We start from the raw sequence: 16,810 nt of genomic DNA on the forward strand, positions 1-16,810 counted from the left end.
ATGAATATTGGGATTATAGGTGCAGGAAGTATTGCAAGAGCTCATTCTAGAGCATTATCAACTGTTGATAGTTGTAAATTAGTTGGAGTGTATGATGTTAATAATGAGAATGCCCAAAAGTTGGTAGGGAATTTTGGTGGGAAGGTTTTTAATAGCTATGAAGAGTTACTTGAAGTAGTTGATGGGGTAATAATATCTTCACCGAATTTTTGTCATAGATCTCAAGCTGTTCAAGCGTTATTAAAAAACAAACATGTGTTATGTGAAAAGCCAATGGCAATTTCTTGTGAAGAAGCAAAATACATGATGACAATAGCAAAAAATACTAATTTAGTCGCTTCAATGGGGTTTAACTATCGCCACCTTTCTTATGTTAAGGCTTTAAAACAATTAATTCAAAATGAAGAATTAGGGGAAATAGTAGTGGTAAGATTGCATTTTAAAAAGAATAGCGCTTTTAGGAGAACTTCGTTTACTTGGCGAGATGATTTTCAAAGTAATAGAACTAGCGGGGCCTTGGGAGATTTAGGAATTCATCTAATAGATTTATTATGGTTTTTATTTGAGAGTGATTTCAGAGAGGATACTGTTCGAACTAAAATTAAAACAAATGTTAAGGAAAAAGAAAGTAAACCAGTTTTTGTTGATGACTATGCTGAGGTTTATGGCCAATTGAAAAATAAGGTTTTTGTTAATATTACAACATCTAAAAGTTCATTTCTTGACGATTGTGGTTTTAGTATAGAGGTAATAGGTACGAAGAAAGAATATAAGTATTCTTCTAAAGAGCCAAATAAATATATACTCTTTGATGGATTGGAAAAACATGAAATCCCGTTACCATTACCTTTACTAGTCGATCCAGAAAACGAGATTTTTGAATGGTCTGATTCTTTTAGAAGTGAAATTATAGAATGGGCTAAGGCTGCGGAAGGTGGGCAAAATAAGTCTGTAGCAACATTTGAAGATGGATTTCGTTCACAAGTAATATTGGATATGTTTTTTGATAAAAGCAGTAGTAATAAAGAACGATCTGTAGCAACTATTTAGTTTCATGGTAAAAACAGGGGTTTAAAACTTTTACTTAAATCCCTGTTTTTATTTTGGATTGGAGTTGAGAAAAGGTGCGGTTAATATTTTATTATGGTTGCTTGTTTTATTTTATTGTAGGAATAATACATGTTTGCATAGGTAGTTTAATTCCTTCATTAATACAATATTATGGAAGAACTCCTGATCAATTAGGTGTTTTAATATTTTTTCAATTTACGGGTTTTTTATTTGGTGTTCTAAGTTCACCCATACTAGTAAGAAAGTATCATTATTTTAAAACAATAACATTAGGTGTTTTAGTAATGTCCATCGTCCTAGGAGGTTTTATATATATTAAAGAATGGGCATATTTAGCCGTTATTTGCTTTGTATTAGGCTATGGAGCAGGTTTGTTAGAAACTACGGTGGGTTCCTTTATTATTTCAGCAGAAAGGAATAGTGCTGCTAAATTTAGTATTCTCGAAGTATGGTTTGGGGTTGGGGCGCTAGGATTTCCGTTACTAGTTAATTATATTACAAAATTTTATGAATGGTATTTTATTCTTTATGGGATATTACTATTCTTTATTTTTACACTATTTGTTTGGTACATGCTTGGACGTACAAAATTTCTAAATTTTTCTCCTCAAAAAAATGAAAAGGGAGGAGCATCCCTTTCCTCATTCACTCTTAAATTTAAAAGTGAAAAGATGAAAGTTATAGTATTTATTTCACTTTTTGCATTCTTATATGCAGGCATAGAAACCAATCTTGCAAATTTTTTATCTACAATAATGATTCTTACCAATAATGAATTAATCAGTTCAGTAAGTATATCTTGTTTTTGGCTAGCCATAGTTATAGGAAGAATACTTGTAGGTAAGTTTGCTCATAAATTTAATTATTGGACATACATTACATCTAGTTGCTTTACATTAGTGATTCTATTATTTCTATTCCCCTTTGTTCAAGGTACAGGTATGTATTTGTTTATCATCTTCATTATTGGTTTAGTTATAGCGGGTGTTTTTCCAATAACATTAATCTTAGCTTCCCGTATTATGGAAAATAATATTGATGAAGTGACTAGTTTATTTATTGCATCGGCCAGTTTAGGGGGGGCACTAGTATCTTTTCTAATTAGCTGGAGTCTGTCCTTAAATACTATAAAGGTTACTTTTGGGATATTTTCACTTTTCGCATTTAGTTTAGGTTGTATTATTTTAAAAATGAGAAAAATTTCCACTTACAGTAATGAAAGTGCCAAAAAAGTAGAAAATATGAAAAATTTATAGAAAAATTTTTAAAATGTGAAAAAGATAATTATATTTGGAATTTCCAAAAAGATTGATGAAGTTAAAAATTCTGTAAATACAACATTGGAGTTCATTAAAGACGAAGGCTTCGAAAGTGTAACAATAAGAAAAATTGTGGCATTGTCGGATACAAATATTGCGCTTGTAAATTACCATTTTGGCTCAAAAGAAAAATTGATTAGTGAAACAATTAAAATCTTATTAATTAGCTTTCAAGACACCTTTTCTATTTTAGATGATATTAAAGTGCCAGCAAAAGAAAGATTAAAAATATTTTTACTTGATTATGTACTGGTAATTCGGCAATACCCTGAGTTAGTTAGGAAAATTATTGCAATGGGAACTACGGTATTTACATCTCAATACGAATATGGAGATTTTTTGAAGAGGCTCGGTTTTAGTAAAGTGAAGAATATTTTGAGTGAAATAACAAATGAAACGGATCAGGAAATTTTAATGATGATGACGGTGCAAATATTCGGATCCATTTTTCTTCCAGCATTAATGATGCCAATTCTTGAATCAGGGGCAGATATAAGAATACAGCCTGTAGAAAAGCAAATTGATTTTCTATTTGAACGCTATTTTTATAAAAATTGAGAGAGTGGGTGATAGAGATGATTAGTTTCTTTAGAAAGCACTGGTGTGATGTAGGGTTAGTTATGGCTATTGTTGTCTTAGGTTATTTAGTCGCGAATTTTGGGAAAATGAGTGAAATAAAGGTACTGTTAGCGTTAAGCTTTGTAGCCATTTTAGTGCATCAATTTGAAGAGTATCGTTGGCCAGGTTATTTCGCTGGTCTATTTAATGTAGTTATATTTAAAAGTGATATACCAGATCGCTATCCATTAAATACGCAATCTGCTATGGTAATAAATATTTTGATTGCGTATGTTTTTTATTTACTTCCGGTTTTCTTTCCAAATATTATATGGCTTGGGTTGGCACCTATTTTAATGGGATTTTTTCAATTCATATGGCATGGTATTTTTGCGAATATAAAAGCTAAAACAATATACAACCCAGGATTAGGTGCTGTTGTATTACTACATGTTCCGATTGGTTATGCATATATGAGATATGTTCTTTTACACAATTTAGCTACAAATTTGGATTGGATATTAGGGATAATCTATTTTCTAGTAGCTACCTATTTTTTAATTATAAAAGGAAATATGTTACTGAAAAATAAGGAGACAATTCATTATTTTTCTAAAAAGCAATTAGGTCCGTACAATGCTACGTTAAAGTGATTCAGATTTTGGATGCTGAAGAGAGTACAAGTGAATTACAAAAGAAAGGTGCTTAGTCGCCTTTCTTTTTTTGATAGAGATTTTTGTGTTTTGGGTTAGCGCCACATCACTATCAAGCTAATAAAACAAAATCCCCCCTAAAATGAAAAAATACGCTATTCTTTCTGTAGAATCATAGGAAAGGGTGGCGTTTTTTATGTCTGTTTCTGTGTCTGATGAATTACAACTATTTGCTCAAGAGATTCAAAGTTTTTTATCTCCAAATACCTTACGGGATCTTGCTAGAGATGTTGGTTTTGTACAACGAACTAGTAAGTACCAAGCAAAAGATTTAGTCGCTTTATGTGTATGGGTGAGCCAAAATGTAGCTATGACTTCTTTAACTCAGTTATCTAGCTGTTTAGAAGCATCAACGGAAGTACTCATCAGTCCTGAAGGACTGAATCAACGGTTTAATAAGGCGGCCGTCCAACTTTTACAACACCTACTAGCCGAACTACTAAGCAAAAAATTGGCCGCATCTATGCCGATTTCTTCTCCATACACTTCTGTTTTCAAGCGTATTCGTATTTTAGATTCAACTGCATTTCAACTCCCGGATGTATTTTCATCGGTTTATCCAGGTGCAGGAGGATGCAGCCATACAGCTGGGATAAAAATTCAACTTGAGTATGATTTGTTAAGTGGACAGTTCCTACATATTCATACAGGTCCAGGTAAACAACATGATCGCACTTACGGCTCTCTGTGTGCCCCAACTGTGACAGCGAATGATTTATGTATCCGAGATTTAGGTTATTTTCATTTAAAAGACCTTCAATATATACAAGATAAAGAGGCCTACTATATCTCTCGTATCAAGTCGAATACACGTATGTATCAAAAAAATCCTAGCCCTGATTATTTTCAAGATGGAAGAATTAAGAAAGGTACAGAGTATATACAGATAGATATGGAGACGTTAATGAACTCCCTTCAACCAGGACAAACATGTGAAATAGCTGATGCTTATGTAGGAATGATTGATAAAGTGCCAGCTCGTGTAATTGTTCATCGATTAACAAAACAACAGCAACAAAAACGATTACAAGATCAAGCTGTAAGAGAAAAAAAGAAAGGAATGAAGTATTCTCCTCGTAGTAAACGACTCAGTGGTATCAATGTATATATGACAAACACCCCTACAGATATTGTCCCGATGGGACAGGTACATGACTGGTATTCTTTGCGTTGGCAAATCGAAATTTTATTTAAAACGTGGAAGTCATTCTTTCAAATTCATCATTGTAAAAGGATAAAACCAGAACGATTGGAGTGCCATTTATATGGTCAATTGATTGCCATTCTACTCTGTTCTTCTATCATGTTTCAAATGCGACAATTGCTCCTCATGAAGAAAAAACGAGAGCTTAGTGAGTATAAAGCCATGTATATGATTAAAGACCATTTTCTTCTTCTATTCCAAACTATACAAAAAAACACCCAAGAGCTATCAAAGGTGTTACTTCGCCTGTTCAATCTCCTACAGCAAAACGGGCGGAAATCTCATCGATATGAGAAAAAAACAGTCTTTGATATATTAAGTGTCGTTTACAATTGTACCCTGTCTGATAATCAAGCCGCTTAATTCAAAAAAGTGAAACCCGATAGGGTTTATTTCGTATGCAAATCTTTAAATCACCTATACTTGCCCTTTAGGAAAAAGAAACAATCTCGTCTAAAATTGACTTTGCATAAGCTTAGCTTGATAGCGATGGGTTAGCGCCACATGCCCATCAACTTAAGAATTTCATAATGCCCCCCAAAAAAAAATTGTACATTTTCACCTGGAGATGCTAATCTTCTCGTTTTGGGCATTTGCTTTTCTTAGGTTGCTTGACTTGGACTAGCAATTGTATTTGCCGAACCGCCAAAAACTGCTAATATTTTAAAAAACTTTTTACATAACAATTTAACCCTTCGTAGAAAACTACGAAGGGTTAAATTGTTCAAAGGGTATTCCATTTGAGGTTTAATCAAATTATGTTCTTAAATGAAATTTTGAGGTACACATTCACGAACACCGGAATTTTTCAATGAGTTAAATAAAGCTGCACTGATTCTTAATAGGACGTTGTTATCAGTTCCATTTTCTAAATCATAGATTACAAAGTATGCATTATCGACTGTAAAAATACATTTTCGTTCTAATTTAAATCCAGGTGGTACAGTTGGAAATTCATCACTTGGTACAATTATAGGTGTATCACCTTCATCTCTGATAAGATTGAAAGTTTGCTCGTCAATTTCGTAGATATTAACTGGATCAATTTCTACACCTTTATCTGGAATTGTAATTTCATCTTCAACTAATAAGAAAAAACGTTGGTTTCGAAAATTGAAAAGAGATCTTGCTCCAATTTCAAATGATGCCACTTTATATTCACCTCCTTTACAACTTTTTTATCGATTTAAAGTTACCTTCATATGGTATGTCAGATCAATAGATTTGGTTACGGCTTGTACTACGCAAATTACTAAATTAAGAGTCTTACCTATGTCTATCAAGTTAAAATTAAAGGATATCCCCAGAACGATAAGATTTTCGTTCTGGGGATTCCTCACATTCTTGTTCCCATTAAAAAAATGTATTAGACTAAACCTAGTTAATTTAAAAGTGTTCCTTATCCCTCATCTTTCTAATTTATTGAATATTAAAATGTAGACTAATCATGAGGTTTCATATTATAAAATAGTTTTTATTAAAATAAAGTATTAGACTCAATAGTAGCTATGCAATTATTTTACAGTTAATAAGAACAATTCTGAGAAGATGTACGTAATAAAATGGGAGAGGGATAATTTGAATCAAAATAAACCAATAGAAACAGAAGAAAAACTATCCACCATACAAAAAATGAAAAAACAACAAACTAACTGTTTTCTTTTACATTAATAGAAAACTACTGCAAAAGTTATAATTATAGTTTTATGTTTTCATATCCCTTTTGGCATTTATCTTTTAATAAGATGAATGCTTTTTTAGTACATAACAAAAAAATAATCAGAAAAACTGTCACAAAATCCGTTTTTCTGGTTTCTCTATAATATAGGCATCAAATTGAAAGTGAGGTTTAAACTAACATGTTAACAATAGAAAATGAAGAAAGTCCTGCTTCTGATATGAATTTTGAAGATTTATTTAAGCAGTACTATGCTTACGCTTTAAAACAGATCATATGGATTGTTAAAAATCAATCTATCGCTGAAGAGTTAGCACAAGAAGTATTTTTACAATTATATCGTAGCGATTGGAAAGTAATTGAAAACATACCGGGATGGTTGATTAAATCTTCTACCTATGTAGCTTATAACCATTTGCGATCTGAAAAAAGGTATCAAGCGAAGATTGATAAAGAAATACAATACCATGAAGTACAAAATGTTTCATCATTAGACGATGATTGGATAAGAAAAGAAGAGATTACAAAGGTCCAAACAATACTAAATAAAATGAATGATCGAGAACGAACCCTTTTACTAATGAAATTCTCTGGTTTTCAATATAAAGAAATTGCAGAAATACTTCAAACTGAAATATCTTCTATTGGAACATTATTAGTCCGAGCCAAAATGAAATTCCGCAAGATTTATAAACAAATAGAGGAGGCGTAACAAATGAAATGTTATGATATCGGATTTATTCAAACATATATTGATGGAGAACTTTCTCATGATACAAGAAAGGAATTCACAAAGCACCTAGATACATGTGAAGCATGCCAAGATTTATTAGTAGAAATCAGTAAATTAAACAACTGGGAAAACATAATGCTAGATGGAGAATCTTCAAATTCACCACAAGAAATCAAAATTGATGTAGAACAAGCATGGAAAACATTTGAAAGTCGTTCCAAGCTAGACAATGTTTCTAATATAAATCATAAAAAACAACAGAAGAAGGGACTATTTACAAACATGAGTAAAAAATCAAAACGTTTCATTTATACAGCAGTAGCTGCAGGAGCACTTTTCACAACAGCAATGATTCCACAAGTACAAGTGGCGGCTACAAATGTTGCCTCATATTTTTCTGATGCAATTACAAATGATAAAGTTGTAAATGAAGGAATAACAGATGAAAATGGTGTCACACAAGATATGATGAAGAATGGTAAATATATTCCTATTGATGAAAAAATTACAGATCAAGGTATTACTGTACATCTCAAAGAATTATATATATCAGATTTACGTATATCAGTTCATTATAGAATGGAAAAAGCTGACGGAAGTTTAGTACCATTTGAATTTGATACATCAGGATTAGAGCTCGCAAGTGATGGTAAAATTAATGGGCAACAAGAGGAAAACCCTGAGATTAAAAATGATGGGAGACTATCATTTATCCATGATTCAGATGATCATCTTCCTTTTGAACTTATGGCAGCAGGTAAAAAATTAAATGATATAGGTATTCGTGATAATGATAGACCCGAAGGTGTTTCTACATTTGTTATAGTTAATGAAGGAAGAGACGAGTTTAAACAGCCCCTTACTTTAGATGTAAATATAACTAGAATTGGAAAAGTAATTGGATCTTGGAAAGGTCAATTTCAAATTGATACTTCACATTTGATAAATAAAACTAATTAAAATGAAAAAAAGAATAGAACAATATGTATCTAATGCTCAGTTTATATGTTTTCTTGTTTTCGTTACATTTATTTCTTATACAGTTTTTACTCTATCTTTTATTTATGATTTAAGTTTATAACCTTAAATCATAAATAAAAGATCATTACAAGAAAAAACTCCCTAAAACAGTAGGAAAATAAATAACCGGTTCCTTAACATATAAGGAATCGGTTATTTTGTATCTAAAATATGTCTAAACGTACAATTTTCTTTTTTTGATATGGTGACCCCATCGCCATCAACTTAAGAAAACAAGTCACCACAAAACGAAATTTTGTGCTAACTTGTGACAAAAAAGCTCATTTTTTCGTTTTGGGGTTATTTTAAAATCTTAGTTTGACGGGCATGTGATGGTACCCCTTTATGCGGTTTCAAAAGGAATATTTGTCTGTAGCAATACTAAGTAACTATGATGGATTTGACTTTAAAAAATATGCTAACGAAATAGCAAAAATTGTTTTAGGAAAAGTAAAAAACAATAGAGCTTAGTTTTGCAATGATAAATGCTTTTTTTATTAGATAATTACTTTACCAATAATCGAGATGTTTGCGGATACATTTATTTTTGGGATACATAATTATATTTAGAGAATACCCAGTTGCAGTATTTGAGTTTTTAATAAGAAGGGATGCGAAGGAATGAACTCACAGAGACAAGGCTATGCAGGCTGGTGGCAAGGTGGACATGGTGGTTGGCCGGGTGGACACGGTGGTTGGCAAGGCGGACACGGTGGTTGGCAAGGCGGACACGGTGGTTGGCCGGGTGGACACGGTGGTTGGCAAGGCGGACACGGTGGTTGGCAAGGCGGACACGGTGGTTGGCCGGGTGGACACGGTGGTTGGCAAGGCGGACACGGTGGTTGGCAAGGCGGACACGGTGGTTGGCAAGGCGGACACGGTGGTTGGCAAGGCGGACATGGTGGTTGGCAAGGTGGACATGGGTATTAAAAAGATGCTATAAAATCATCTTTTATACAAGGTTTGTACATTTAGTTTCTTATTAGATTATATATTTTTTAAAAGCACTCTTTGAAAAGGAGTGTTTTTTTATTTTCCTTTGATTTAATTAAATCAAAGAAGTATCTTGTACTCCCTGTTTAACTTTTTCTAAATAGAAGTTTTCTATAAGACAATGAACTTGTCTTCCAAACAAATCGTTATTGTAACGCTTTTATCAAAGAAAAGTTCTTGTGACATTATTTTTATATTCGAAAATATTAATAATATATTGTGTGAAATTTTTGATGATTTAGGTTTAACATCTTTGATATAGGTGTATTACATATTGCATAACAACTAAATAAAGAAATAAAAAATTTAAAGGAGGAAAGATACCATGCACAAGAGTGAAAGGAAACCAATGGTTCATGAATATCAAAATTGATGCTATCCGTACGGACGATGCTACATTGGCAAGGGCCCGCGGATGGGTCGTATCACAGGCAGTTGCAATCCTTACCTACTACACGCCGCAAAACAATCCAATTTTGTACAATGAGGCGAAACCCTGGCTAGACCTAGTGCTAGTTCAAAAGTAATTCAGTGATTTTAAGAGTGAAACATATCTCAGTTATTCATATTCAACGGGCTTATTCAGAAAGCGAGAGAACCATAAAAACCGTTATCCTTTCAAGTATTTCACTGAAAGAATAACGGTTTTTTCATTTTTGGGGAAATTCGTCTCCTTAACTTGATGGGCATGTGGTGCTACCCCATCGCTATCAAGCAAAGGTTTTGAAATACCCCCTAAATAAAAATTTTCTTTATCTACAGGTGATTCCTTTGAAAAGTCTGCTTATTTTTTCTTAAGCTAATGAGGTATGTGGTGGTATTTCGCTATTTAGATATGCAATTAGGCATATTCTATTTATTTTAATTTCTTCTATGATAATATATAATCTGTATATTATCATATTAAATAAATAATGGGAATGATTAATGAAGAAACAGTCTCAATATATGTATCATTTAATTATTAGCATACTATCACTTTTAGCTATACTATTTTTGTTTTTTGGAAACTATAAAAGTACTATTTTTAAGTACTCATTTATCTTTATATGTTTAATTAATATGATAATAAATTTCCTTTCTTATTATAAAAAAAGAAATAATTAGTTCTCCATAAAATGAAAAAATACGCTATTCTTTCTGTAGAATCATAGGAAAGGATGGCGTTTTTTATGTCTGTTTCTGTGTCTGATGAATTACAACTATTTGCTCAAGAGATTCAAAGGTTTTTATCTCCAAATACCTTACGGAATCTTGCTAGAGATGTTGGTTTCGTTATGGGGGTACTTTAAAATCTTAGCTTGATAGACATGCGATAAGACCCCCAATTAAATATAAAAAAGAGCACTGATTTTTAGTGCTCTTTTTGTAAGCATTAAATAATGAAATTTGAAATATTCTTTAGAATAGCGAATAATTCAAATCTGTTTATTTTTAAGATTAATCAATACAGCAATACTTATGCATTTATTATATTTAAAAGGGCTATTTTATTGAAAGCAAATAATAGATAATTCTACTTTACCAATAAGGTTTACTTCTCCTTTTTCAACATCAGCATATATTATCTTCGGTAACCTCAATAATTTCACTCAATTGAATTTGGATCGTTGCTAATTTCCATGTAATTAGTAATTTTTTACATGAATACTTAGCGCGATATAAAAACCTTCCATATTTAAATGGAATTCCCTCTATCCGATTATATAAATCTATACAATTAAGAAAAACTATTCGAACTTTTAAATTCCAATTACAAGTAACGAGGTATTCTTCGAAAAAGAAGATAAAGATAGCTTTGAGTGTAGAGAGAAACTGTAATAAAAGTAAGATAGGGCAAAGACTAGTATTGAAAAATATAAAAGATGGAAGTAGCATAGGGGATTTACGCATAAAGTAAAATTGATGGTAAAGTTAACAAAATTTTCAATTAAGTCAGATAAAAGGGTGGTGTTTTTAACTTATAATAATGTTAATACAATGAAAATACGGCTGCGAATTAGTTGTTTTAAAAATCAAATTTAGATGGGAAGAGGATAATGAAGACCAGAGATAGTTATAAAATTATTGTAATTGGTGCTGGGACTGCAGGAATATCTTCTACTGCACATTTGTTACGAAATGTACCCCTATTGAAAGAAGATATAGCAATTATTGATCCATCAAAAAAACATTATTTCCAACCACTATGGAGTTTAGTGGGGGGAGGAATTGTTTCAAAGGAAAGTACGATGCGTGATCAAGAAGTGCTTATTCCAAAAGGTGCAACGTGGATTCCTAAAAGTGTTGTTAAGTTGTTTCCGAAAGAAAATAAGCTACTTTTAGATGATGGATTGCTGCTTGAGTATGAAATTCTTATTGTAGCAGCCGGTATACAAATAAATTGGGATGGTATTAAAGGCTTGAAGGAGTCTATTGGGACTAATGGGGTTTGTAGCAATTACTCTTATAAATATGTTGATTCTACTTGGAGAGAAATTGAAAAATTTAAAGGAGGAAATGCAGTTTTTACCCACCCAAACACTCCTATTAAATGCGGTGGTGCTCCACAAAAGATTATGTATTTAGCAGAAGAGTATTTTTCTAATAGCGGTGTAAGAAACAAAAGTGAAGTAATGTTTTATACGGCGAACGCTAATATATTTCAGGTTCCACGTTATGCTAATACATTAGAACAAGTACTAGAAAGAAAGCAAATTATAACGAATTATAATAAAAACTTAGTAGAAATTATTGCCGAAAAAAGAGAAGCAATTTTTGAAGATACGCAAACACTGAAAAGAGAAACTGTACCATACAGTATGATCCATGTTGTTCCACCAATGGGGCCACCTAATTTTATTAAAGAGAGTGAGATAAGTGATTCTCAGGGGTGGGTAGATATAAGCCCTTATACTTTGCAGCATATACAGTATAAGAATATTTTCGGACTTGGAGATTGTACCAATTTACCCACCTCTAAAACTGGAGCGGCAATTCGAAAACAAATACCTGTCTTAAAACAAAATATTATGGACGTACTTAACGGAAGAGACTTGCATGCTAAATATGATGGATATACATCCTGCCCGATTGTTACAGGTTATAAAAGTCTTATACTCGCTGAATTTAACTATGAACATGAGCCTCAAGAAACATTTCCGTTTAATCAAGCGAAAGAACGATATAGTATGTTTTTACTTAAAAGATATATGTTGCCCTATATGTATTGGAATTTTATGTTGAAAGGGATGCTATAGGAGAAGATAGAAAGCAGTTATACAAATTGAAAAGTAATTTGAAATAACTATTTGGAGGGAATAGCTATGCTTTTAAAATATTTTTATGATGAAAAATTAGCACATGCTTCCTATTTGGTCGGTTGTCAGAAGGAAGGCGTAGCAATTGTAATTGATCCAGGTCGCTATATAGAACAATATATAGAATTTGCTAAGAAAGAGGGAATGGAAGTAATTGCTGCGGCTGAAACTCACATTCATGCAGATTTTCTTTCTGGGTCTAGAGAACTTTCTAATCTTTATCATGCAAAATTATATGTATCTGATGAAGGAAATTGTGATTGGAAATATCAATATCTTAACGAAGGTCGATACAAATTGGTTAGAGAGGGCACAGAGTTTAAAATAGGTCATATAAAATTTAATGTAATTCACACCCCAGGGCATACGCCTGAAAGTATTTCTTTTTTAGTAACTGATACAAGTCAAAATAATTATACGAATGATAAGCCAATGGGAATATTCACAGGTGATTTTATATTTGTAGGAGATATAGGAAGACCGGATTTATTAGAAACTGCTGTAGGTATGAAAAATACTGCAAAAATAGGAGCGAAACAATTATTTAATTCTATACAAAAAATAAAAATACTCTCTGATTATTTGCAAATATGGCCATCACATGGTGCAGGAAGCGCATGTGGAAAAGCATTAGGAGCAATTCCAACTTCTACATTAGGTTATGAAAAGATGTTCAATTGGGCATTTCAGTGTAATGAAGAAAGTGATTTTGTATCGACTTTATTGAGGGGACAGCCAGAGCCTCCAAAGTATTTTTCATTAATGAAGAATTTAAATAAGTCTGGTCCTCCAATTCGTAAGAAGAGAGAAGTTATTGCTATTGATACAGTAGAAAAACTTCAAGAAGTTATGACAAGCGTTCAGCAAATAGTTGATATAAGGGATGTAGAGAGTTTTGCTTCTGGTCACATCGAGAAATCAATTAACATACCTTATAACAATTCCTTTACAACTTGGTGTGGATGGTTACTAGATTATAAAACAGAAACTTTAATCATTCTAGATGAGGAAAAGGTTAGAGTGGAGGAAGTTATTAGAGACTTTGAATCTATTGGGCTAGATAATATTATTGCTTTTGTACCTGTAAAGGTAATACAAAGATTTAATAGATTAGAAAGTTACAAAGAAGACACATCAATCGAATTATATCCGCATATAAAAGGTGGAAGTGTTAAGGTAATCGACGTGCGTAGTAAAAAAGAGTGGGAGGAAGGACATCTTCATGATGCAATACATATCCCTTTAGGAAATCTATTTAAGCAGCTAGATTGTATACCAAAAGATTGCCCAATAGTTTTACAATGTCGAACCGGATTGCGTTCCGCCATAGCAGCTAGTATTTTACAAAGAGCAGGTATAAAGGAAGTAGTGAATTTAAAGGGAGGATTTCTTGCATGGAAAAAAGAAGAGCTTCCTTATATAACATGTAATCGCAATGTGTAGGGAAATAATTTTTATTAATTTATCCGATAAGGAAAATTGCGGATTACATAGGAGTATATCTATATATAGGTGCAATACAGTTAGATAGTGTATTAAAATAGGAGAAATAGATGATTTATTCTATAGACCTGAATTTATTCAGAATTATGCTGATGAGCAAATAGATATAGTTTTATCAGGACACGCTAATGGTGGACAATTTAGGTTACCATTTATCAGCAAATTAGTGGCTCCAAATCAAGGTGTTTTACCTAAATATACAACCAGTTTATATGAAAAACAAAATACGTCTATGGTAGTAAGTATAGGATTAGGCAATAGTATCATTCCGCAAAGAATTTTTAATAGGCCAGAACTTGTAGTCGTACAGTTAAATTGAACTGTACGACTTTTTGTACAGAAAAAATAGGCCATATGCATTTTATACAAGTTAACATTACAGTTTTGTTAAAAATTTTCTACGTTACATAAAGTAACAAAATTTGACCCGGAGAGTTTGTTATAGTGTAAATAATCAAAAAACTTAAAAATTAGTCGAGTGAAAAGTGTGATAAGCAATTCAGTAAAAAACTTAAAGGGGTGTACACATGCATAAAGAATATGAAATTGAAGAGTATACGGCGATTGAGGAACAAATACATTATTATTGTAAATGTTTATTAGTAAGTCATCCTGATCAAATTATAAAGTATTTAGAAAAAAGGTTAGAAAAATATGCAGAAACATTACAATATGCACATTTATATCCTGATACAGTTATTTTACCGTTACAGCAATTAGTTATCGAATATTCTTTAGATGTTGCTAGAATTAGAAAATATATGAATTTAAAAACGTAAAATGAAATATATAATTTAAATGAAACAGAGTCGACTTTAAGAAATGAAATTCTAATGTCGACTCTGTTTCATTGTTTAAGATTGAAAATACATACTAATCAATGAAGTTTGACATATAATTACGCAAGAGTAAAATGAAAGTGAGTACTCACTCATTTTGAAAAGGGGGAAGAATACATGCAGCAACCTGCTATTATTTTACGAACCGTGTCAAAAAGTTTTTGGAAAAAAGAAGTTTTACACAATCTTTCATTGCAAGTTGAAAAAGCAGAGATATTTGGTTTAGTTGGGCCTTCAGGTTCAGGGAAAACGACTCTTATTAAATTGATTGCAGGTATTAATGAGGCAACGAAAGGTGAAGTGCTTGTATACAACACGAACATGCCTAATTTAAATGAAATGAAAAGAATTGGTTATATGGCTCAGGCTGATGCATTATATGAAGAACTATCAGCATATGAAAATGCAGATTTTATTGCAACGATGTATGGATTAAAAGGAAAACATAAAAAAGAAAGAATCGAAGAGGTTTTTGACCTTGTACAATTATCAAAACATATAAGACAGCAAGTGCAGCATTTTTCAGGTGGGATGAAGAAGCGTTTATCATTAGCGATAGCACTCCTTCATGAACCTGAAATATTAATTTTAGATGAGCCAACAGTGGGGATAGATCCACTTCTTAGAAAAACAATCTGGGAAAAATTTTATGATTTGAAAAAGAAAGGCACAACTATTATTGTAACGACGCACATTATGGATGAAGCTGAGTTTTGTGAGCGTTTAGGGTTGATTAGAGAAGGAAAGCTAGTTGCGACTGGAACACCTGAAGAATTGAAAAAACGGGTATCATCAGGACGGATTGAAGATGTCTTTTTGTTGGAAGAGGTGGCCCTATCATGAGAGTTACTGGTGTAATCATTCGTATTATTCGCCAATTTTTTCGAGATAAACGTTCGTTAGCGATGATGTTTGGAGCACCAATGTTATTACTTTGGTTATTGTCTCTAGTGTTTACACAAAAAGACTATGTACCGCATATTGCTGTAGTTGATGTGCCTGCTCCTATTGTAAAAACAATGAAAACTCAAGAAGCCTCAATTTATGAATATGGCAAAGAGAAAGCAATTTCAGAGTTAGAACAGCAAAAGGTAGATGCAGTAATTTATTTAGAGAATGGGAAAATGAATGTTTTATTAGAAGGAAGTGATTCATCAAAAAATCGTGCTGTACTTCAAGTTTTACAAAAGAGTTCAGAAAAGAATGATGTATCAGTTATGAAGCCTGAAGTAAATTACTTACATGGCTCTAAAGACTTTACAATGTTTGATGGGCTTGGCCCCGTATTGATTGGTTTCTTTACATTTTTCTTTGTATTTATATTATCTGGAGTTTCCTTTGTTAGAGAACGTTTAAGTGGTACATTAGAGAGGTTATTGTCCACTCCAGTGAGAAGATGGGAAATAGTTGTAGGATATATTATTGGTTTTGGAATCTTTGCATTTATACAATCAATTATAATCGTGAATTTTTCAGTTTATATTTTAGACTTGTATGTAGCTGGCTCCATATGGCTAACGCTACTTATTACATGTATGCTTTCTTTAACAGCACTAACTTTAGGGACATTTTTATCAGCATACGCAAATAATGAATTTCAAATGATTCAATTTATACCGCTTGTCATTGTGCCACAAATTTTCTTTTCTGGGTTGTTTCCAATTGAATCTATGAATAAGTGGCTACAAATGTTAGGGAAATTATTTCCGCTCACATATGGAGCTGACGCAATGAGACAAGTGATGATTCGAAATCAAGGATTTACAGAGATTGCGTTAGATCTAACTGTATTACTACTTTTTTCTCTATTATTTGCAATAGGGAATGTATTTGCATTAAAGAAACATCGGAAAATATAATGATGATACAAAGGGGCATTA

14 protein-coding genes and 2 pseudogenes are annotated in these 16,810 nt (G+C 32.3%); 15 read left to right on the top strand and 1 reads right to left on the bottom strand.

Annotated features, from left to right (window positions below; translation table 11 throughout):
- From ACU8YW_RS12135 to ACU8YW_RS12155, 5 genes are all read left to right on the top strand, one after another.
- Entirely contained in the window at positions 1 to 1,050 is a 1,050-nt protein-coding gene (locus tag ACU8YW_RS12135) for a Gfo/Idh/MocA family protein (RefSeq protein WP_088063402.1), read from the top strand.
- Between the two features lie 74 nt (positions 1,051 to 1,124).
- Entirely contained in the window at positions 1,125 to 2,327 is a 1,203-nt protein-coding gene (locus ACU8YW_RS12140) for an MFS transporter (protein WP_060488895.1), read from the top strand.
- Positions 2,328 to 2,366: 39 nt separating this feature from the next.
- Positions 2,367 to 2,948, top strand: a complete 582-nt coding sequence (locus tag ACU8YW_RS12145; protein ID WP_088063432.1) for a TetR/AcrR family transcriptional regulator — start codon at positions 2,367 to 2,369, stop codon at positions 2,946 to 2,948.
- A gap of 8 nt (positions 2,949 to 2,956) precedes the next feature.
- Positions 2,957 to 3,601 carry an HXXEE domain-containing protein gene (locus ACU8YW_RS12150; RefSeq protein WP_088063403.1) on the top strand — a complete coding sequence of 215 codons (645 nt, stop codon included), beginning with the start codon at positions 2,957 to 2,959 and terminating at the stop codon, positions 3,599 to 3,601.
- Between the two features lie 196 nt (positions 3,602 to 3,797).
- A complete protein-coding gene (locus tag ACU8YW_RS12155; RefSeq protein ID WP_446894068.1) occupies positions 3,798 to 5,228 on the top strand; it encodes an IS4 family transposase in 1,431 nt (476 codons plus the stop codon).
- Between the two features lie 401 nt (positions 5,229 to 5,629).
- Here ACU8YW_RS12155 and ACU8YW_RS12160 read toward each other — a convergent pair whose 3' ends face one another.
- Positions 5,630 to 6,016: a spore coat protein gene (locus ACU8YW_RS12160; protein WP_088063404.1), complete on the bottom strand. Its 387-nt coding sequence runs from the start codon at positions 6,014 to 6,016 to the stop codon at positions 5,630 to 5,632.
- A gap of 708 nt (positions 6,017 to 6,724) precedes the next feature.
- On the opposite strand from ACU8YW_RS12160, the gene ACU8YW_RS12165 reads away from it, so the two are divergent.
- The 10 genes and pseudogenes from ACU8YW_RS12165 (at position 6,725) to ACU8YW_RS12210 (ending at position 16,789) form a co-directional block, all read left to right on the top strand.
- Positions 6,725 to 7,255, top strand: coding sequence for an RNA polymerase sigma factor SigX (locus tag ACU8YW_RS12165; protein ID WP_088063405.1), 531 nt, complete (start codon positions 6,725 to 6,727; stop codon positions 7,253 to 7,255).
- 3 nt (positions 7,256 to 7,258) lie between these two features.
- Positions 7,259 to 8,236: a DUF4179 domain-containing protein gene (locus ACU8YW_RS12170; RefSeq protein ID WP_446894069.1), complete on the top strand. Its 978-nt coding sequence runs from the start codon at positions 7,259 to 7,261 to the stop codon at positions 8,234 to 8,236.
- Positions 8,237 to 8,638: 402 nt separating this feature from the next.
- Positions 8,639 to 8,767: pseudogene (locus ACU8YW_RS12175) on the top strand (D-alanyl-D-alanine carboxypeptidase); the annotation flags it as partial.
- A gap of 150 nt (positions 8,768 to 8,917) precedes the next feature.
- Complete coding sequence (locus ACU8YW_RS12180; RefSeq protein WP_431144836.1) at positions 8,918 to 9,226, top strand: hypothetical protein; 309 nt, start codon at positions 8,918 to 8,920, stop codon at positions 9,224 to 9,226.
- Between the two features lie 2,102 nt (positions 9,227 to 11,328).
- Entirely contained in the window at positions 11,329 to 12,528 is a 1,200-nt protein-coding gene (locus ACU8YW_RS12185) for an FAD/NAD(P)-binding oxidoreductase (RefSeq protein WP_088609804.1), read from the top strand.
- A gap of 66 nt (positions 12,529 to 12,594) precedes the next feature.
- Positions 12,595 to 14,031, top strand: a complete 1,437-nt coding sequence (locus ACU8YW_RS12190; protein ID WP_097907923.1) for an MBL fold metallo-hydrolase — start codon at positions 12,595 to 12,597, stop codon at positions 14,029 to 14,031.
- 115 nt (positions 14,032 to 14,146) lie between these two features.
- Positions 14,147 to 14,410: pseudogene (locus ACU8YW_RS12195) on the top strand (metallophosphoesterase); the annotation flags it as partial.
- Between the two features lie 208 nt (positions 14,411 to 14,618).
- On the top strand, positions 14,619 to 14,870 hold the full coding sequence (locus ACU8YW_RS12200; protein ID WP_000548621.1) for a hypothetical protein: 252 nt from the start codon (positions 14,619 to 14,621) through the stop codon (positions 14,868 to 14,870).
- 177 nt (positions 14,871 to 15,047) lie between these two features.
- Positions 15,048 to 15,773, top strand: coding sequence for an ABC transporter ATP-binding protein (locus ACU8YW_RS12205; RefSeq protein ID WP_048546950.1), 726 nt, complete (start codon positions 15,048 to 15,050; stop codon positions 15,771 to 15,773).
- Entirely contained in the window at positions 15,770 to 16,789 is a 1,020-nt protein-coding gene (locus ACU8YW_RS12210) for an ABC transporter permease (protein ID WP_088063510.1), read from the top strand. Before ACU8YW_RS12205 ends, ACU8YW_RS12210 begins: the two co-directional genes overlap by 4 nt.
- The last annotated feature ends 21 nt before the right edge of the window (positions 16,790 to 16,810 follow it).

The sequence above is a fragment of the Bacillus pretiosus genome (assembly GCF_052947655.1).